Source organism: uncultured Sulfitobacter sp., assembly GCF_947499945.1.
GTDB lineage: Bacteria > Pseudomonadota > Alphaproteobacteria > Rhodobacterales > Rhodobacteraceae > Sulfitobacter.
This window is the reverse complement of the sequence record NZ_CANMQD010000001.1, coordinates 590,390-609,557: the sequence shown is the minus strand read 5'-3', so window position 1 is coordinate 609,557 and position 19,168 is coordinate 590,390. Positions and strand designations below refer to the sequence as shown.

General features: G+C 58.5%; 17 protein-coding genes. 13 read left to right on the top strand and 4 right to left on the bottom strand.

The window, feature by feature from the left end; all coding sequences use genetic code 11:
* The first annotated feature begins 25 nt into the window (after positions 1-25).
* The 6 genes from Q0775_RS02830 (at position 26) to Q0775_RS02805 (ending at position 7,544) form a co-directional block, all read left to right on the top strand.
* The gene (locus Q0775_RS02830) at positions 26-508 is read left to right on the top strand and encodes an NUDIX hydrolase (protein WP_298857808.1); all 483 of its coding nucleotides are present in this window, start codon (positions 26-28) and stop codon (positions 506-508) included.
* A 61-nt stretch (positions 509-569) separates the two neighbouring features.
* Positions 570-998: a DUF1178 family protein gene (locus tag Q0775_RS02825; RefSeq protein WP_298857807.1), complete on the top strand. Its 429-nt coding sequence runs from the start codon at positions 570-572 to the stop codon at positions 996-998.
* A 17-nt stretch (positions 999-1,015) separates the two neighbouring features.
* Positions 1,016-1,660: an SDR family oxidoreductase gene (locus Q0775_RS02820; RefSeq protein WP_298857806.1), complete on the top strand. Its 645-nt coding sequence runs from the start codon at positions 1,016-1,018 to the stop codon at positions 1,658-1,660.
* Positions 1,661-1,722: 62 nt separating this feature from the next.
* Entirely contained in the window at positions 1,723-2,961 is a 1,239-nt protein-coding gene (locus Q0775_RS02815; RefSeq protein ID WP_298857805.1) for an aspartate kinase, read from the top strand.
* Between the two features lie 174 nt (positions 2,962-3,135).
* The gene (ptsP, locus tag Q0775_RS02810) at positions 3,136-5,376 is read left to right on the top strand and encodes a phosphoenolpyruvate--protein phosphotransferase (protein ID WP_298857804.1); all 2,241 of its coding nucleotides are present in this window, start codon (positions 3,136-3,138) and stop codon (positions 5,374-5,376) included.
* A gap of 206 nt (positions 5,377-5,582) precedes the next feature.
* Positions 5,583-7,544 (top strand): prolyl oligopeptidase family serine peptidase, encoded by a 1,962-nt coding sequence (locus tag Q0775_RS02805; RefSeq protein WP_298857803.1) that lies wholly within the window; start codon positions 5,583-5,585, stop codon positions 7,542-7,544.
* Here the strand turns inward: Q0775_RS02805 and Q0775_RS02800 are convergent.
* From Q0775_RS02800 to Q0775_RS02785, 4 genes are all read right to left on the bottom strand, one after another.
* Positions 7,541-8,542, bottom strand: coding sequence for an ester cyclase (locus tag Q0775_RS02800; protein WP_298857802.1), 1,002 nt, complete (start codon positions 8,540-8,542; stop codon positions 7,541-7,543). The two genes, Q0775_RS02805 and Q0775_RS02800, sit on opposite strands and share 4 nt — an antisense overlap.
* A gap of 4 nt (positions 8,543-8,546) precedes the next feature.
* Positions 8,547-9,428, bottom strand: a complete 882-nt coding sequence (locus Q0775_RS02795) for a carbohydrate ABC transporter permease (RefSeq protein WP_298857801.1) — start codon at positions 9,426-9,428, stop codon at positions 8,547-8,549.
* Between the two features lie 3 nt (positions 9,429-9,431).
* A complete protein-coding gene (locus Q0775_RS02790) occupies positions 9,432-10,460 on the bottom strand; it encodes a sugar ABC transporter permease (protein WP_298857800.1) in 1,029 nt (342 codons plus the stop codon).
* 75 nt (positions 10,461-10,535) lie between these two features.
* Positions 10,536-11,774, bottom strand: coding sequence for an extracellular solute-binding protein (locus Q0775_RS02785; protein WP_298857799.1), 1,239 nt, complete (start codon positions 11,772-11,774; stop codon positions 10,536-10,538).
* A 258-nt stretch (positions 11,775-12,032) separates the two neighbouring features.
* Between Q0775_RS02785 and Q0775_RS02780 the strand changes: the two genes are divergently transcribed.
* Genes Q0775_RS02780 through Q0775_RS02750 form a run of 7 tightly spaced genes read left to right on the top strand, consistent with a single transcriptional unit; the run spans position 12,033 to position 19,165 of the window.
* A complete protein-coding gene (locus Q0775_RS02780) occupies positions 12,033-13,073 on the top strand; it encodes an ABC transporter ATP-binding protein (protein ID WP_298857797.1) in 1,041 nt (346 codons plus the stop codon).
* A gap of 19 nt (positions 13,074-13,092) precedes the next feature.
* Positions 13,093-14,403, top strand: coding sequence for a histidinol dehydrogenase (gene hisD / locus Q0775_RS02775; protein ID WP_298857796.1), 1,311 nt, complete (start codon positions 13,093-13,095; stop codon positions 14,401-14,403).
* Positions 14,400-15,425, top strand: a complete 1,026-nt coding sequence (locus Q0775_RS02770) for an ester cyclase (RefSeq protein ID WP_298857795.1) — start codon at positions 14,400-14,402, stop codon at positions 15,423-15,425. The genes hisD and Q0775_RS02770 overlap by 4 nt, the downstream gene beginning before the upstream one ends.
* Positions 15,422-16,186, top strand: a complete 765-nt coding sequence (locus Q0775_RS02765; RefSeq protein WP_298857794.1) for an SDR family oxidoreductase — start codon at positions 15,422-15,424, stop codon at positions 16,184-16,186. Before Q0775_RS02770 ends, Q0775_RS02765 begins: the two co-directional genes overlap by 4 nt.
* A complete protein-coding gene (locus Q0775_RS02760) occupies positions 16,186-17,205 on the top strand; it encodes a LacI family DNA-binding transcriptional regulator (protein WP_298857793.1) in 1,020 nt (339 codons plus the stop codon). The genes Q0775_RS02765 and Q0775_RS02760 overlap by 1 nt, the downstream gene beginning before the upstream one ends.
* Positions 17,202-18,191: a nuclear transport factor 2 family protein gene (locus Q0775_RS02755; RefSeq protein WP_298857792.1), complete on the top strand. Its 990-nt coding sequence runs from the start codon at positions 17,202-17,204 to the stop codon at positions 18,189-18,191. The genes Q0775_RS02760 and Q0775_RS02755 overlap by 4 nt, the downstream gene beginning before the upstream one ends.
* A complete protein-coding gene (locus Q0775_RS02750; protein WP_298857791.1) occupies positions 18,188-19,165 on the top strand; it encodes a cupin domain-containing protein in 978 nt (325 codons plus the stop codon). Before Q0775_RS02755 ends, Q0775_RS02750 begins: the two co-directional genes overlap by 4 nt.
* Positions 19,166-19,168 lie beyond the last annotated feature (3 nt).

Sequence of the window (19,168 nt, the reverse complement as noted above, 5' to 3'; positions counted from 1 at the left end):
GTATTTCAAGGATGGGTTTCGCGATATGGCAAAGCAATTGCCGATCTCGTTACATGGCGGAGCAAAGGGCAGCGCGCGGACACAGTTTGCCGCGCTGTGTTGGCGCGAGCGGCGCGGCAAAGTGCAGATATTGTTGATCACATCGCGCAGGCGCAAACGCTGGATTGTGCCCAAAGGCTGGCCCATGGATGGCAAAACCCCGGCAGAATGTGCGCTCACGGAAGCGTGGGAAGAAGCGGGCGTGGTGGGCAAGGCGAGTGATGCCTGCTTGGGTGTCTATTCCTATGCGCGGCTGCGTGAGGGAGAGGAAGATATCCCCTGTTTGGCAATGATCTATCCCGTTAAGGTCAAGGCACTAAAGAAGAAATTTCCTGAGCGCAAGGACAGGAGGCGTAAGTGGGTATCGCGCAAAAAAGCGGCCAAGATGGTGAGTGAGCGGGGTTTGTCCAAGCTGATTGCCGGCTTTTCTCCGCCGAAATCGGCACCCGCAGCTGTTGAGGCTTCTTGACCAATCGGGGCGGCGTGACACATCGTGAGGCGAGAGCACACACAGACAGGGACGTGAGCCGATGATCCGTTATGCGCTAAGATGTCGGGATGGACATGCGTTTGAGAGCTGGTTCCAGTCGGCGCAGGCGTTTGATGCGTTGGTCAAGGCGCGGCATGTAACCTGCGCGGCATGTGGCAGTGCGGATGTGTCCAAAGCGCTCATGGCGCCCCGGCTGGTGGGCAAAACCGAAGTGGCGACCGAGCCAAAGGCCGAATCCGAGCGCGAAGTGGACGCGGATGTGGCCATTGCGCAGATGCGCAAGCAGGTTGAGGGAAATGCGACCTATGTGGGCGGCAAGTTCACACAAACCGCACGTGAAATGCATGAGGGGACATCGCCCGAGACGTCTATCTATGGCGAAGCGAGCCTGGCGGAGGCAAAAGCCTTGATCGAAGACGGCGTGCCGGTTGTGCCGTTGCCATTCAAAGCAAAGCAAAAGCTACAATAACCCAAAGGAACATTCAGATGACAGTTGTGATAACAGGCGCGAGCCGTGGCATCGGGGCAGGTCTTGCTGAGCATTACCGGGCGCAGGGACTTGATGTGGCGGGGACCAGCCGCTCGCCAATGGGGGATATCACGCTGGATGTGACGCATCCGAGCAGCCATACGGAAATGGCGGCGGCGCTGGGCGACAAGCCTGTCGAGTTGTTGGTGTGTAATGCTGGGGTGTTTCTGGACCGTGGTGATGACCTTGAGACGGGTTTTGGTGCTGATTTGTGGGCGCAGAGTTTTGCGACCAATGTGACGGGTGTGTTCCTGAGCATTCAGGCGCTGTTGCCGCATCTGCGGCGTGCAAGTAATCCGCGCATTGCGATCATTTCGTCACAGATGGGATCAAGCGAGATCGCCTCTGGCAGCAGCTATATCTACCGCGCAAGTAAGGCGGCGGCGCTTAATCTGGGGCGCAATCTGGCGGTTGATCTGAAGGATGAGGGAATTGCGGTGGGCATCTATCACCCCGGCTGGGTCCAGACGGATATGGGCGGGGAGACGGCCGCGATCACCGTGGACGCGTCTGTTGCGGGGCTGGTGGAGCGGTTTGCGGCGCTGAACCTCGAGACAACGGGATGTTTCGAGACATGGGACGGCCGCCCGCACCCCTACTGATCTTTGTTGCGCAGGCCGCGTCCCTCGCGTAAACGCGGCCCGAGCAATAGGACGAGGGTCAGATGCCTGTATTGGTGATGAAATTCGGTGGCACTTCGGTGGCCACATTGGACCGTATCCGCCGCGCGGCGAAACGAGTGGGCGTGGAAGTGGCCAAAGGCTATGACGTGATCGTCATTGTCTCCGCAATGTCGGGCAAAACTAACGAGTTGGTTGGCTGGGTCAATGAAACTTCTGCGATGTATGACGCACGCGAATATGATGCGGTTGTGTCGTCGGGCGAAAATGTGACGGCGGGGCTTATGGCACTTACGTTGCAAGAGATGGACGTACCTGCCCGCAGTTGGCAGGGCTGGCAGGTGCCGGTACAGACCACATCAACCCATGCCGCCGCGCGGATTGAGGCGATCCCGCCCGAGAATATCATGGCGAAGTTTGCCGATGGTATGCGTGTGGCGGTTGTTGCGGGTTTCCAAGGGGTGAGCCCTGAGGGTCGGATTACAACGTTGGGGCGCGGTGGGTCTGACACGACTGCGGTGGCTTTTGCTGCGGCGTTTGAGGCCGAGCGGTGCGATATTTATACAGATGTGGACGGAGTTTATACCACTGATCCACGGGTTGAGGCCAAGGCACGTAAACTTGATAAGATCTCGTTCGAGGAGATGCTGGAACTGGCGTCTTTGGGTGCGAAAGTATTGCAAACGCGTTCTGTTGAGTTGGCGATGCGCTATAAGGTTAAGCTGCGGGTGTTGAGCAGTTTTGAGGAACAATCGGACGATGCTGGCACGCTCGTTTGTGATGAGGAGGAAATCATGGAAAGCAATGTAGTAGCGGGTGTGGCGTTCAGCCGCGACGAGGCGAAAATGACGCTGGTGTCGGTTGCAGACCGTCCGGGCATCGCGGCGGCCATCTTTGGCGCGCTGAGCGAAGGCGGCGTGAATGTCGATATGATCGTTCAGAACATTGCCGAAGAGGGACGCACAGACATGACATGGTCGTGTCCTGTCGATCAAGTCAAGCGTGCGGATGTAGCAATGAAGAAGGCGGCCAAGGACGGCGTGATTAACTATGATGAGCTGATCGCGGATGAGGGGGTTGCCAAGGTATCGGTCGTGGGTATCGGGATGCGGAGCCATACAGGTGTTGCGGCCAAGATGTTCAAGGTGCTTTCGGATGAAGGGGTGAACATCAAAGTCATCACTACCTCCGAGATCAAGATAAGTGTTCTGATTGACCGTAAATACATGGAGCTTGCCGTGCAGGCGCTGCATGATGCGTTTGAGTTGGATAAAGCTGGTTAAGCCTGTTTTTTTAATAATTTATACAATAAATTCAATAATTTAATTGAGATATTTAAGGTAATGCTTTAACTCGTTTTTTGCAGTGAAACCCATTCATGTTGATTGCATGTTTCTCTCTCCCCATCCGGTTGCAAAGGGGATATGATCGCAATCAGGCAATGACTGGGGAGCAGCATGGCAGAACGGACAGAAAGCGACAGTCGCAAGCTGCTAGGGCGTCTGCGGGATGCGATGGCGGGCGACGATGCGGGTCAGGCGCGGCTAGACAAAATTACGAATTTGATCGCGACTTCGATGGGGTGTGAAGTCTGCTCGATCTATCTGTTTCGGGATGAGGACACGCTTGAGCTTTGTGCGACCGAGGGTTTGAACAAGGACGCCGTACATCAGACGCGCATGAAGATGGGTGAGGGCCTTGTGGGGCGCGTGGCCAAGCGGCGGCGCGTGATCAATACACCTGACGCGCCACAGGCCAAAGGCTTTCGCTATATGCCCGAGACAGGCGAGGAAATTTTCTCGAGTTTTCTTGGTGTGCCGATCCAACGGTTGGGCGACACTTTGGGCGTGCTGGTCGTGCAGTCTAAAACCGCACGGGAGTTCAATCCTGACGAGGAGTATGCTCTCGAAGTTGTGGCGATGGTGTTGGCCGAGATGACGGAATTGGGTGCCTTTGTGGGTGAGGGCGCGGCCATGTCGGCCCGCCACAGCCAGCCGGTTTTGCTGCGCGGGACAGTTGCGCAAGAGGGTGTGGCCGAGGGCCATATCTGGTTGCACGAACCGCGTGTTGTCGTGTCGAATTTGATTTCGGACGATCCTGAGCGTGAAGCGGAGCGTCTGACGGAAGCGGTGGATACGCTGCGGCTGAGTGTGGACCAGATGATGGGCATGTCGCTGGGCGATAAAGACCAGCAAGAAGTGATCCAGACATACCGCATGTTCGCAAATTCCAAAAGCTGGATGCAGCGGATGCAGGCGGATATTGTACAAGGTTTGTCGGCGGAAGCGGCTGTGGAGAAAGAACAATCGCTGGCGCGGTCTCGTATCGGGCAGTCCTCGGACAGCTATATGCGCGAGCGGTTGAGCGATCTGGATGATTTGTCGAACCGTTTGTTGCGGATATTGACGGGGCAAGGATCCAATACGGGTGCAGAAATGCCGAGTGATCCGATTCTCGTGGCGCGCAATATCGGGCCTGCGGAGTTGCTGGAATACGGGCGCAGCCTGCGCGGAATCGTATTGGAGCAGGGGTCTGTCGGGTCGCATGCGGCGATTGTCGCGCGGGCGCTTGCGATTCCGCTGATCGTGCATGCGGGACGGATTACGAATGAGGCGCTTAACGGGGATCATGTGATGATCGACGGGGAGCAGGGAATTGTGCATTTGCGCCCCGAGGACAATGTGGCCACGGCATTTCGGGATAAGATCGCAATGCAGGCGGCGGCGCAGGAGCGCTATACCTCCATTCGTGACAAGCCTGCCGAGACCAAATGCGGCAATATCATCGGGATGCAAATGAATGCGGGTCTGATGGCGGACCTGCCATCCTTGCAAAGCTCTGGTGCGGAGGGTGTTGGTCTATTCCGCACAGAATTACAATTTTTAGTACGTAATCAGATGCCCAGACGCTCCGAATTGAGCGAATTATACAAGCGTGTCCTGGACGCGGCGCAGGGTAAACGGGTGGTTTTTCGCACGCTCGACATCGGATCGGACAAGGTGCTGCCCTATATGAAGCCCAACGACGAGCCGAACCCTGCGCTTGGGTGGCGGGCGATCCGCGTGGGCTTGGATAAACCCGGTATCATGCGGATGCAGTTGCAGGCGTTGTTTCGGGCGGCCAATGGTGGGCCGCTGACGGTGATGTTCCCCTTTGTGGCGCAGTTCGAGGAGTACCGCGCGGCGCGTGCCGAAGTGGACAAAACGCTGGTGCGGGAGAAGAAGCTGGGCCATGTGGTGCCGTCCTCGATCGAAGTGGGGGCGATGCTGGAAACGCCGAGTTTGGCCTTTGCGCCGGATAAGTTTTTTGAGGAAGTCGAGTTTTTGTCGATTGGGGGCAACGACTTGAAGCAATTTTTCTTTGCGGCGGACCGTGAGAACGAACGGGTGCGCAAGCGGTATGACACGTTGAACGTGAGTTTTCTGACCTTTTTGGAGGGCATTGTGAAACGCTGTGAGGCCTCCAACACGCCTGTTTCGTTTTGTGGGGAGGATGCAGGGCGGCCTGTTGAGGCGCTTTGCTTTGCGGCGATCGGGTTCCGGACCTTGAGCATGCGCCCTGCTTCTATCGGGCCTGTAAAGAGCCTGCTGCGGCGCTGTGATCTGGGCGAAGTGCGTGCGGTGATTGAGGATGCGCGCGCGCGGGGGGAAATGTCTGTGCGCGACTCTGTGATGGCCTATCTGCGGACGCAGTATTGAGGCTGTGGATATCCTTTAGGTATTCTACTTTAGCTGCCACAGGTAATCCACTGGCGGGGTTTGAATATCTCGGGTTATCAACATAATCTGCTGATCTGTTGATAAGTTTTTCACCCGCCTGCACAATTAGCACCTTAAAGAGCCTTGTTGAATCTTCACGCTATGCTAGCATTCTTGCCAGATACTCTCGTAAAAGGCTGGTTGGATTGAAGAAAATACTTATCGGAGTGGCGGCCTGTGTGCTGTTGTTGGGTGCGGGTGGCTATGTCGCGACGCTTGATCGTGGGGCGACACATGCAGGGCTGAAGGCGAGCGATCTGCCGCCGCTCATTCCGACGCGGACGTTCTTTGCCAACCCCAACCTCGATTCAAACCACGTCGCGTCCCCTGATGGCAAATTCGTCGTTTTCGAGCGGGCGACCATCACCGGGCGCAGTTTTTTGGTACGCGAAGTGGGCGGGACGGAGACATTCGGTGAGTTGCCGCTTGGTCTGTCAGCTCTGCGCTGGCATCCGAGCAAGCCGCTGTTGCGGTTCATTTTTGAGGGTCAGGATTGGGAAGTTGATCCAGTTGCGCCCGAGCGCAAGAACTGGAAGCGGACCAGTCCAGTGCGCCTGTCGGGGGGCTGGGCGAAGAACCGGATCGCTACAGATGACGAGATGACGATCCTGACATGGGGTAGGACTTCGCCGAGTGCGACACCCGCCATGTGGCTTGTCTCGCAGGACGGGCAGAGCGCGGAGCAAGTTGCCGATGGCACGGACAAGACGCGGTATTGGGTTTTTGATGCGGACATAGCCCCTGTGCTGCGTCTCGACAGCCTTGATCCCGCAACAGAGCGGCTCATGCGGAAGACTGAAGATGGCTGGCGCAACTTGATTGATATCAGCTTGAACGATGTGTTCTGGCCCCTGTCTGCGGTGCGTAGTGATGGGACGCTTCTTGTGCGCTCGGCACGGGGGCGCGATAAGGCGGCGATGGTGTCCTTTGACGTGGATACGGGCGAGGAAACTGTGCTTATTGAGAACCCTGACGCCGATATCGGGTGGACCATCGCGCTCACCCATCAGGGGGAGCCTGATGTGATCCAGATGGGTGCAAATACCCATGAGCGTAAGGCGTTGACCGAGCGGGGGCAGGCGTTTCTGGATGTTTTGGCGCAGTTCGCGCAGCCTGTCAGTCTGGGGGCAACCGTCCCGACCGCCTCCGGGCGCTATGTGACCCAAGCATTGTCGGTGCAGAGCCAGTCCTATGTTTTTTTGCTGATTGATCTGGAGGAGAAATCCTATGTCACTCTGTCCGAGCATCCGCTGCGGGGCTACGGCGATGATCTGGTGTTGGAGAAGGCGGTGACCTACACCGCCCGCGACGGGTTGGAGATACCTGCCGTGATGACCTTGCCGAAAGGTGTGGAGGGGCCTGTGCCTTTTATCGTTTATGTACATGGCGGTCCTGCGCTGCATATTGAGGTTGGATACGGGCATTTCACGCAGATGCTAGTGAACCGCGGCTACGGCGTTTTGGCGGTGAATTATCGCGGCTCGACAGGTTTCGGGAAGGCGTTCCAATCCAAAGGGTTCAAGGAATTTGGCCGCGCGATGCAGGATGACATAACAGACGCGGCGAACTGGCTGGTGGCGCAGGGGCTGGCCGATACGGATGCGCTGGTCGTGATGGGCGAAAGCTATGGCGGGTATGCCGCTGCGATGGCGATGACGCGTGATCCCGGTCTGTTTGATGCCGCGATTGTCGAGTTTCCGATGCTGGATGCGGAATTCCAGACACGGCACTACCCGGGCTTTTGGGAGAACGGGCTGAACGTCTGGTGGCGGTATTTTGGCCGGATCGAGAATGACGATGACCTTGCGATGATGCGGGAATATTCGCCGATCAATCGGGTGGCGGAAATCCATGGTCCGATCATGGTGCTAGGGGGCGTGAAGGACCAGATCACAGCGATCCAGCAGGTCAGGGATTTCGAAAAGGCGGCGGAGGCAGCAGATGCACCAGTGGTGACCCATTATTTCGAGGAGGCGGGCCACGGCATGAGCAGCTGGCGTGACCATCTGCGTCGTGCGCGGCTCATCGAGGAGTTTCTGGCCGAGCAGGTCGGAGGGCGTTCTGGCGGATTTGAATTTGCCGAGCGTGCGCCAGCCTTTATCGACTAGCGCGCGCCTGCGTTCATGCGGCCCAGCACATCCACGCCCTGACCGTGCAGCCAGTGGAGCAGGTCCATGAAGATCCAGTTCTCGGAGAGTTTTTCTCCGCCGCGGCGGTAGATATCGACCACGCGGAATTCGCCTGTTTTGCCTGTTGCAGGCAGGCCCATAAAACCGCCTGTCGCAGTGGCAGTAAAGTTTGGCCAGCCGAAGAAGCCGCCGAATTCGCCCTCGGCCAGTCGGCACAGATGGCCCGTGCCTGTGCGGTTGGTGAAGCTGGCGCGAAAGGGGCCAGCGTGCTGCTCCGCGTAGCGGTCAATCGTGTAGGTCGCGCCGATGCCTGCGGGTCCCCACCAGATCATATCGTCGTTCCACGTGCGGGCCAGTTCCTCCACGAGCGGGAGGCCTGATTGCCATGTTCCCAGATCGTTGATCATGGCGTTGATCACGGCGAGGGTTTTCTCGCCCTCGGAGGGGTCTTGGGGGGTGTCCATGATACCTGCGTGGGTAAGAGGGCCGGGTTGCACCAGATGGGCGGCGGTTTGGGGCGGGAAGGGGTTTACGCCTGCTTGCACCATAAGATGCGGGATATCGCAAAAGAGGGCCGTTTCTGTGATCTTGCCATCCTCGACGCGTGAGAACTCTGCGTAGCGCAAGAAGGCCATTTTGCGGGTTGCGGGGATGCCCAGCCACGGAGTGTCATGCAGGCCCATGAGGTGGCCCATAGAGACAACCCAGACGGATTTGAAATCATCCATCTGATTGCGCCCTGCCATAAAGATATCCTCGCGGCGTGTGAGTGAAGTGAGGGTGGTTTTGAGGGGGGTCCAGAAGACCTCGGCCACTTCGGCAGCACCGTTGCAAATGTCAAAGGGGTGCATGCCGCGCCAGAGATAATCAGCGCTGGTGTGGGTGGCCAAGGCATCAGCCACGGCATCGGGGGCGGCTGCAATCACGGCAGCTTGATAGGCACGGACAACCGCTTTTGCGTTTTGGAAGTCGGACATGGGGCTACCCCTTTACCGCGCCTGCGGTGAGGCCACTGACGATCTGGCGTTGGAAAAACAGGATGAGGACGAACAGCGGTGCGGTGGCCGAGACAACGGCGGCAACGGCGAACATCACATTCCCTTCAACCTGTGTCGAGCCAAGGAAGCTGGCAATCTTAGGGATCATCGTCTGGTTCTCCTGATTGAGCAGCAGGGCCGTCACGGTGAAGTCGTTATAGGCCAGCAGAAAGGAGAACAGCCCCGTGGTGATCACACCGGGCCACATGACAGGTACGATGACATGGCGGAACGCTTGGAACCGTGTGCAGCCGTCGACCATAGCGCTTTCGTCCAGATCCTTGGGGATGTTGAGGAAGAAGGAGTGGAGCATCCAGAGGGTGAAGGGCTGGTTGATGGCGACAAGCACGACGATGGTGGTTGGGATATGGCCCCAGAGGTTCCACTCAAAGAAGGGCAGTAGATAGCCCGAAACAAGCGTGATGTGTGGCATGGCGCGGAAGACAAGCGCCAGCATCAGCAGCCAGAAGGCGTAGCGGTATCCAGAGCGCGCAAGTGCGTAGCCGCCCAGCGTGCCAAGGGTGAGTGAGATGATGACGGTGAAGAACACGATGATGCCTGTGTTCAGGGCTGCACGCCAGAATTCCTTCTCGATCCATGCGCCCTCATAGCCTGCGCCTGTGAAGGGCGCGCCGGTCTCGATCACCGTGCGGGTGCCCCAGAGGGCGTTCATCCAGTCGGCTTTTGAAAAGAAGTCCCCTTGGACTTTGAACGAGCCCCAGAGGGTCCACAGGAACGGGAAAGCCGCGACCACGATCCACGCCAGAACGAGGACGGAGGAGATGAGGACCAGCGGTGTCGAGCGGCGTTTGGATGCGATAGCCATGGGTTACACCGCCTTGCGGTTAAAGTCGCGCCATGTGCGGATCAGCACGGGCGTCAGGAGGATCGCCACACCGATCACGGTGAGCATGGAGGTTGCGGCAGCGGAGGCATATTGAGCATTGTCGCCCAAAAGATCGCCGTAGATCTCAGTGGAGAGCGAAGAGGCATTGGCCTGTGCGGAGAAGCCGATGATCGGCTCGAACACGCGGAAGTTATCCATCAACTGGATGAGAGCGACAAAGACAAAGAGCGGCCCCATGTAGGGGATCACGACATAGCGGATACGCTCCCAACGGCTTGCCCCGTCGATCATGGCGGCCTCAAGGGTTTCTTCGGGCACGGTTTGCAGACCCGCGTAGAAGACAACAAAGGCGAAGGGGATGCCGTGCCAGACGCCGTAGGTAAAGAGCGTGAGCCATGTCAGCAGGGGCGATGCTTTGAGCGAGAGGGCAGGATCGTCGAAGATATATTGCAGCCCTTTGCCCAAGATGCCGTCTGCGTCGATCATCCAATAGAGGATCAGCGAGCCGATGAGTGGCGTCACGATCATAGGCAGGAGCGATATGAAGATTGTTGGCCCTTTCACCAGTTTGGGCAGGCCGTTTACGCCCAAGGCAACTGCCAGCCCGAAGAGGATCACTAGCGGCGTGACGACGGCGGTATAGGCGAGGGTGAAAGCGAGCGCTTTGTAGAAGGGCAGGTTCATGACGCGGGAAAAGAACGCGCGCCAGCTGTCGGTGGTGGACCAAGCTTGGGATATCTCGGCAGTGGCGAGGTGGCCGCGGTCCATGTAGGTGCCTAGGCTATTGAAACGGCCAAGGGGGGCGGCGTCTTTCAGTTTGGCGGTGGCTTCGACATCAACAGAAGTGCTTTGCTTGCAGCCGAAGGGGCCGCAGTTCTCAGAAGTGACGAGGATTTGTTCATGCTCGACGTGAAGCGATTGCACGATCACGGAGACAAGCGGGAAGGCGATGAACAGGAGCATCGCAAGGGCGGAAGGCAGGATGAACCAGAAAAACGTGCGATGGGGCATCAGCTTCGACCTGTCAATTTGGGGAGGCGGTAGGTGGCTGGGGGCGACATAAGCGCCGCCCCCTAACTGATTGGTTTACTGCAAGAAGCCTTGCTCTTTCGCGGAAGTGGTATAGGCGGCAACCACATCGGCAAGCGCCTGTTCCGCGCTTTCGGAGCCTTGCAGGAACTCGGCGAGGTTATCACCCAGTGCGGAGTGCATCAGGCCCACGTAAGGGAGCATCGGGTAGGGGTTTGCGCCTGCTTCAGCAGATGCGATTACACCAGCGGAGGCAGGTGTGGCGACGTAGGCAGGGTTGAGCCAGACGGCTGCGTCCTGATTTGCTTTGACCACGTCTTCGCTCAGGCCGACCATCATCGCCTGAAAGCTGGCTGCTGCATCTTCGTCAGATACGTTGGAGGCGATTGTGAAGCCGTCCCACCACAGAGTTGTTGCAGGTGTGGCACCACCGCCAAGTGTGGGGGCCGCTGCCAGAACAGTCGAGCTTACGACATCTTCGGAGGAGCCTTCGTTGTCCAGAACTGCGGCGCCACGTGAACCCCACATGACCGAGAGGGCTGTATCGCCCGCTTCCCAAAGTGCTTGGGTTGCGTTGGAATCGAAGGTGAGGAAGTCGGGGTTGGAGTATTCTGTTAGCGATTTGAGCATGTTCAGCGCCGCCACGCCGTTCTCGTTCTCGATTGTTGGCACGGCGCTGCCTGCCTCGAACAATTCACCGCCCGTCCCCATATACATGTTTATGAATTCTTCGGCGAGGTTCCAGCCTGCGCCTGTGTTCAACGCAACAGGATGCTCCATGATGCCAGCGGCGCGGATGGCTTCGGCTGCTGCTACGACTTCTTCATATGTGGTAGGCACGGCGACGCCTGCCTTCTCCAGAACGTCAGCGCGGTAGAAGAGGTGCTGGGCATTGGCCATAAAGGCAACGGCCATGACTTTGCCGTCAACGGTCACTTTGTTCACGTTTGGCAGGTCTGGTGCGTATTGTGCGATCAGATCATCCAGCGGACGGATCAGGCCATCGTTGAGCAGAGCCACGATGGAGGAGTTCGCCACAACCGCGACGCTGTATTCGGCGGGGTTGCCGCTCATGCCAGGGGCGTTGAGGGTCTGATGCTCTTTGGTCATGTTTGCGGTGACGGTGAGGCCGTCATCTGCGCATGCTTTCGCCGCGTCGGTGATGGCGTGGATCGCGGGGAAATCGTTTGCGATGATCGACACGTTGCCCGCGCCGATGCCGCAGCCTGCGATGGCTGTGGTGCCTGACAGCACGGCGAATACCGTACCCAGAGCTGCTGTTTTAAACATGTTCATGAAATTCTATCCCTATCGTATCGGTGCTCCGCCTTATGTCGGGGGAGGCCGTTGATTATAGTTGCCGACCTATGCCGGTTTGGTGATCTGACGAATCGAGCGTCGTCTGCATACGATTGCAATTAAATTCGCAAACAAGCCCATTAGGCAAGTGTTTTCTGGATAATTAACCGATCAATGCAGCTATTAGAAAAAGGAGTTGCATGCGTTCAAAAATGCTGCATTGAATGTTTGCAAACGTATGCAGGGAGCCGTGCCATGGCGGAAGTTCAACTCCGGAATATCTCGAAGAAGTGGGGGGACTTTGTTGGGGTGGCAGATTTCGATCTGACCATTGCGGACCGCGAGTTTCTGGTTCTCTTGGGGCCATCGGGCTGTGGCAAGACGACGACCATGCGGATGATCGCGGGTCTCGAGGAGGCATCAAGCGGGGACATCCTGATTGACGGCAAGCGGGTCAATGATCTGGACCCAAAGGACCGCGATGTAGCGATGGTGTTCCAGAGTTACGCGCTTTACCCGAACATGGATGTCTATGAAAACATCCGCTTTCCACTCAAGGTGCGGGGCGTGCCGAAGGATCAGCATGACGAGCGCGTCCGTCGTGCTAGTGCGATGGTGGAGCTGGACGAGTTCTTGCATCGCCGTCCTGCGGAGTTATCGGGTGGACAACGTCAGCGCGTTGCTTTGGCCCGCGCGATTGTGCGCGAGCCAAATGTGTTTTTGATGGATGAGCCGCTGTCAAATCTGGACGCAAAGCTGCGCGTCTCGACCCGTGCGCAGATCAAGAACCTGAGCCATGAGTTAAAGGTCACGACGATCTATGTGACCCACGACCAGATCGAGGCGATGACGCTGGCCGACCGTGTGGTGGTGATGAACAAAGGCGTGGTGCAGCAGGTTGGCACGCCGACTGAGATTTATGACCGTCCTGCCAATGCCTTTGTCGCCAGCTTTATCGGGAGCCCTGCGATGAACCTGATCGAAGGGGCGTTGAAGGGCGGCGTGTTTATCGCGCCTAACGTCGAGATTGGTGGGCTGAGCGGTCCTGACGGGCCTGCGACCCTTGGCTTTCGCGCCGAGGATGCGGAGGCTGCGGAGGCGGGGCAGGTAAGTGCGCCGATCTATTCGCTGGAGTTATTGGGCGATGCCACGATGGTCACAGTGAAGTCTGGCGGTGCGTTGGTTTCGGTCAAAGCGCATAAGGACTTTCGTGCCGAGATTGGTGCCGCGTTTGCTGCAACTGTCCCCGCCGATATGTGCCACCTGTTTGACCGCCAGACTGGCGAGCGTCTTTAATTTCTTGAGGTAGACTGACATGACAATTACTCACATGAAATCAGGCAAGCCCGAGTCCGAGCGTGCGGAGGATGATGCCGCCGTGCGCAAGACGGTGGAGGCGACGCTGGGCGATATCGAGGCGCGGGGCGATGCGGCGATCCGTGAGTTGTCGGCGAAGTTTGACAAATACGAGCCTGCCAACTTTCGTCTGGGTGCCTCCGAGATCGAAGCAGCGATGCAGAAGGTCAGCACGCGGGACATGGAGGACATCAAGTTTGCCCAGACCCAGATCAGGACATTCGCCGAAGCACAGCGGGCGAGCATGACCGATATCGAAGTCGAGACGATGCCGGGTGTGATCCTTGGGCATAAGAATATTCCTGTGCAATCGGTGGGGTGCTATGTGCCGGGGGGGAAGTTTCCGATGGTGGCTTCGGCCCATATGTCCGTGTTGACGGCGACTGTGGCGGGTGTGCCGCGCATTGTGGCATCCGCCCCGCCGATGAATGGTGCGCCGCATCCTGCGATTGTGGCCGCGATGCAGCTGGGTGGGGCGCATGAGATTTACGTTATGGGCGGGATGCAAGCCGTGGGCGCGATGGCGATCGGCACGGAGACGATCGAGCCTGTGCATATGCTGGTCGGACCCGGCAATGCCTTTGTGGCGGAGGCCAAGCGGCAGTTGTTTGGGCGCGTCGGCATTGATCTCTTTGCAGGACCAACCGAGACGATGGTGATTGCAGATGACACAGTCGATGCGGAGCTGTGCGCGACTGACCTGCTGGGGCAGGCGGAGCATGGCTATAACTCGCCTTCGTGCCTGATCACCACCAGCCGCAAGTTGGCGGAGGAGACATTGGCGGAGATTGACCGTTTGTTGGAGATTTTGCCCACGCGGGAGACGGCTGCGGTCAGCTGGCGTGACTATGGTGATGTGATCCTCTGCGATACGCATGAGGAAATGCTGAGTGTTGCCAACGATATGGCCTATGAGCATGTGCAGGTGATGACGGACCGTGATGACTGGTTCTTGGAGCATATGCACAGCTACGGGGCGCTGTTCCTTGGCCCGCGGACCAATGTGGCCAATGGGGATAAGGTGATCGGGACGAACCATACTCTGCCCACGAAAAAAGCAGGGCGGTATACCGGTGGCCTTTGGGTGGGGAAATTCCTCAAGACCCACAGCTACCAGCGGATTACGAGCGACGAGGCGGCGACGACCGTGGGCGAATATGGCTCGCGGCTGTGTATGCTGGAGGGGTTTGTCGGTCATGCGGAGCAGTGCAATGTGCGCGTGCGGCGCTATGGCGGGAAGAATGTCGCCTACGGGACTGCGGCGGAATGACGATGCATGCGGCATTGGTGCCGCTGCAAAAGGCGCTGGCGACAGCCACGGCTGATGGTCTGCGCGACGCGCTGGGCGTGATTGCGCCCGATGCGGTGATCCATATGTGTGCGCCGATTGGCGATATTGCTGGCAAGGATGTGTTTGAGCGGATGTATGCGCCCCTGCTTGAGGCGATGCCCGATCTTGAGCGGCGCGATATGATTACGCTGACCAATACCACACCCGAGGGCGAGGTCTGGGTCGGGTGTATGGGCAATTACATGGGCACGATGCTGCGCCCGTGGCTGGATATTCCGCCCACGGGGCATCTGGTGCATATGCGCTATCACGAGTTCTTTCGCATTGAAGGCGGACGGGTCACGCAGGCCCAGATCATCTGGGACATTCCCGAAGTGATGATGCAGGCGCGGGCATGGCCGCTGGCCCCGCAGCTGGGCAAATTCATCGCCACCCCTGCGCCGATGACGCAAGACGGGTTGGTTGCGGATGGCGATGGCAGCGCCACGATGGATCATGTGATCGCGATGCTGACAGACCTGTGCAAGCATCCTGCTGAGCCTGATCCTGCGGTGATGAAGCTGGAGACATACTGGCATCCGCGCAGCAACTGGTACGGGCCTGCAGGCATTGGCACGGGGCGCGGGATTGCGGGGTTCCGCAACTGGCACCAGATACCGTTTCTCAAGGCGATGCCTGATCGCAAGCTGGATGCGATGGGGGATCTGATGTCGCATTGGTTCGCCCAAGGGGAGTATGTCTGTGAGACAGGTTGGCCCAATATGCGCCTCACGGTAAGTGAGGGGGAGTGGATGGGGATTGCGCCTGCTGGGCGCGAAATCCTCATGCGGTCGCTTGATTTCTGGCGCATGGAAGACGGGCTGATCCGCGAAAACTGGGTGCTGATTGATCTGATTGATATCTACCGCCAGCTGGGGGTGGATGTCTTTGGCCGCATGGGCGAGTTTAACAAGGCCCGCAATCTGGGCCCGATTACATTGCCAGAAGGACAGTTCTCATGAGCCTGCCACAGACACCGAGTTTCCGCCTTGAAGGCAAGCGTGCGCTTGTGACGGGGGCCAGTTCGGGCATTGGCCTCGCCGCTGCGGTCGCCTTGGGAGAGGCGGGGGCGCATGTGGTGCTGGTGGCGCGGGGGGCCGTGGCGCTGGAGGCTGTGACGGCGCAGATGACGGCGGCGGGTATGTCGGCGCAGAGTTTGCAGCTGGATATCACGGATATTGCCGCGACGCAGGCGGCTGTGGCGGCGCATGGGCCGTTTGATGTGCTGGTGAATTCAGCAGGTCTGGCGCGGCATTCGGCTGCGGTTGAGACAACGCCAGCGGATTATGATGCCGTGACCGACCTCAATGTGAAGGCGGCCTATTTCCTGACGCGCAATGTCGGACGCGGTCTGATCGAGGCGGGCAGGGGCGGCAGCCTTATCAACATATCCTCGCAGATGGGTCATGTGGGCGGGATTGACCGTGCGGTGTATTGCGCCACGAAACACGCGCTGGAAGGGATGACCAAGTCGATGGCGATTGAGTGGGGGCCAAAGGGCATCCGCGTCAATACGCTGTGCCCGACGTTCATCCGCACGCCGCTGGCCGAGCAGACATTGGCCATTCCAGAGCGGCGGGCATGGATCGAGAGCATGATAAAGCTGGGCCGTGTGGGCGAGATCGAGGATATGATGGGGCCGATTGTGTTTCTGGCCTCGGATGCATCGGCGTTAATGACGGGGACCAGCCTGCTTATTGACGGGGGTTGGACAGCCGACTGATGCCCGAGGGAAAGGTCACATCACTGCATGTTGCGCGGCGCGCAGGGGTCAGCCAGTCGGCGGTGAGCCGTGTGTTTTCGGGGGCGTCGGCCTCACCGCAGACAGTGATCAAAGTGCGCAAGGCGGCCGAGCATTTGGGATACCGTCCCAATCCGCTGGCCCGTGCGATGATCACGGGCAAGAGCAAGATGATCGGGCTGGTGGTTGCCTATTTGAACAACCAGTTTTACCCGCTGGCGTTGGAGCGGTTGTCGAACGCGCTTCAGGATCAGGGCTATCATGTGCTGGTGTTTATGGCACCCAATGACGAGGACGCGGTTGAGAAGGTTGTGCATGACCTCATGGACTATCAGGTGGCGGGGATCATCACGGCCAGTGTCGGCATGACCAACGATCTGACCCAGCGCTGTGCGGATGCGGGCATCCCTGTGGTGATGTTCAACCGTGGGCAGGATGGGGGTGGGATATCCTCGGTGACGTCTGCCAATGTGGCAGGTGGCGCACGGATTGCAGAGTTCCTGATTGCTGGCGGGCATAAACGGATTGCGCATATTGCGGGGTGGGAGGGGTCCTCGACGGGCCGTGACCGTGCGCGTGGATTTTGCGAAGGGTTGGCGGCGCGTGGCATGGAACCTGTCACTGTGATCGACGGGCATTTTGACCGCGAGATTGCGGCGCAGGCCACCCGTGATCTCATGGCGCGAAGCGACGCGACCGACGCGATATTTGTGGGCAATGACCATATGGCGTTTGCCGTTATGGACACGCTGCGCGGGGAGTTGGGGCTGTCAGTGCCGAAAGACGTATCGGTTGTGGGCTATGATGATGTGCCGCTGGCCGCTTGGGCGGCCTATGATCTGACAACTTTGCGCCAGCCGCTCAATCGTATGGTTGAGGCGACTGTGGACACGCTTTTGGGGCAGATTACGGATGCGGCGCGCCCCTCGCAGAAGATTGAAATTGAAGGGCCTTTGATCCTGCGAGGATCGGCCAGAATACCAGAAGGATGGACGCAATGAAGGGTTTTTCAGAGAAGTTCGAGGATTTTCCCGACTATATTCTGGGGATTACACGCGAGATTTGGGAGGAGCGCGGGATTGCCACGCTGCACCATTATTACACGCCTGACCTGGTGGTCCGCTCGCCCTCATCCGTGGTGACCGGGAACGAAAATGTCATCGGGGCGACTATGGCCACGCTGGCGGAATTTCCTGATCGGACATTATTGGGGGAGGACGTGATCTGGTCCGGCACGCCTGAGGAGGGGATGCTGTCCTCGCACCGTATCTATTCCACTGCGACCCATCTGGGCGACGGGGTTTACGGCAAGGCGACGGGCAAAAAGCTTGGCTACCGCATCATTGCCGACTGTCATGCGATCAACGACCAAATCAATGATGAATGGCTGATCCGCGACCAAGGTGCGATTGTGCGGCAGATGGGCTGGGACCCCGAGCAATATGCCCGCGATCTGATTGCAACCGAGGGCGGGCCAGAGGCGGCGGTCAAGCCGTTTACGCCCGCAATTGACAAACCTGGCCCCTACAAAGGGCGCGGCAATGATAACGAGTGGGGCGCACGCTATGCCGATCTGCTGACGCGGATCATGGGTGCGGATATGGCCGCGATCCCTGCCAGCTATGACCGTGGTTGCCAGCAGGAATTGCCCGGTGGTGTGACGGGGCATGGCTGGGGCGATGCAGATACGTTCTGGATGGGGCTGCGCGCGGCCTTCCCCGATGCCGAGTTCAAAGTCCACCATGTGATTGGCCGTGATGATCCTACCCTGCCGCCACGTGCTGCGGTGCGGTGGAGCTTGCATGGCAAGCACTCCGGCTGGGGCGGATTTGGCAAGCCGACGGGCGCGGAGGTTTATGTGATGGGCATTTCCCATGCTGAATTCGGCGCGATCACCGGTTCCGAGCCGAAGCTGCGCCGCGAATACGTAATCTTTGACGAAACCGCGATCTGGAAGCAGATCCTTTTGCACACAGGTGCGCTATGACTCCCGAACAAATGAACGCCCGCATTGTCCGCTATGGTGAGCTGATGCCGTGTAAGACTGCGTTTATTGACGCGCATACGCCTGGATCGGACCAGAAAGAGAATTTTACGATTATTGGCGGTGGCGTCTCGGAGAGCCCAGATCAGCATGTGCATATCGGTATTCCACACGGGTTCAACATCGGGGCCGCAGGGCAGCCGCCTAAGTGCCGCAACTCGCTGCATTCCCACCGCACGGCGGAGGTGTTTTTTGTGCTGTCGGGCCGCTGGCGGTTTTTCTGGGGGCGCTATGGCACGGCGGGTGAGGTCGTGCTGGAAGAGGGGGATATCATCAACATCCCCACAGGCATCTTTCGCGGGTTCGAGAATATCGGCACCGATTACGGGATGATTATGGCCGTGCTGGGCGGTGATGATGCTGGCGGCGGTGTCATTTGGGCGCCGCAAGTGATTGAGGATGCAGCGGATCACGGGCTGATGCTGGGGAGTAACGGCAAGCTTTATGACACCAAGAAGGGGCAGACTTTGCCCGAGGGTATCTCGCCCATGCCTGTGCTGACCGAGGATGAGTTGAAGGCCTATCCCGAGCCGACAACAGCTGACGTGGTGCCGCGTCATGTGGCGCGGTATTGGGATATGGTCGCTCTTGGGGATCGCAAACCCGCGCTGGTGATTGGCGAGAACGGGATGCTGCCCGACAAGCCCGGATTTGAAGTGCATCTTGTGACACGCGGCTCTGCCACGGCGGATATGCATATGCATGATGTGCCAAGTGTGCTGATGCCGATGCGGGGCCATTGGAACGTGACGTGGCAGGCGGAGGGCGCGACACATAGCGCCGTGCTCAACCCTGGTGATACGATGTCGGTGCCTGAAGGGGTGATGCATAGTGCGGTGCCGTCAATGACGGGAGAGGCCTCGCTGTTTCATGTTGTGGCGACGGGTGAGGGCGCAGGCCCCACGTGGAAAGAATAAGAA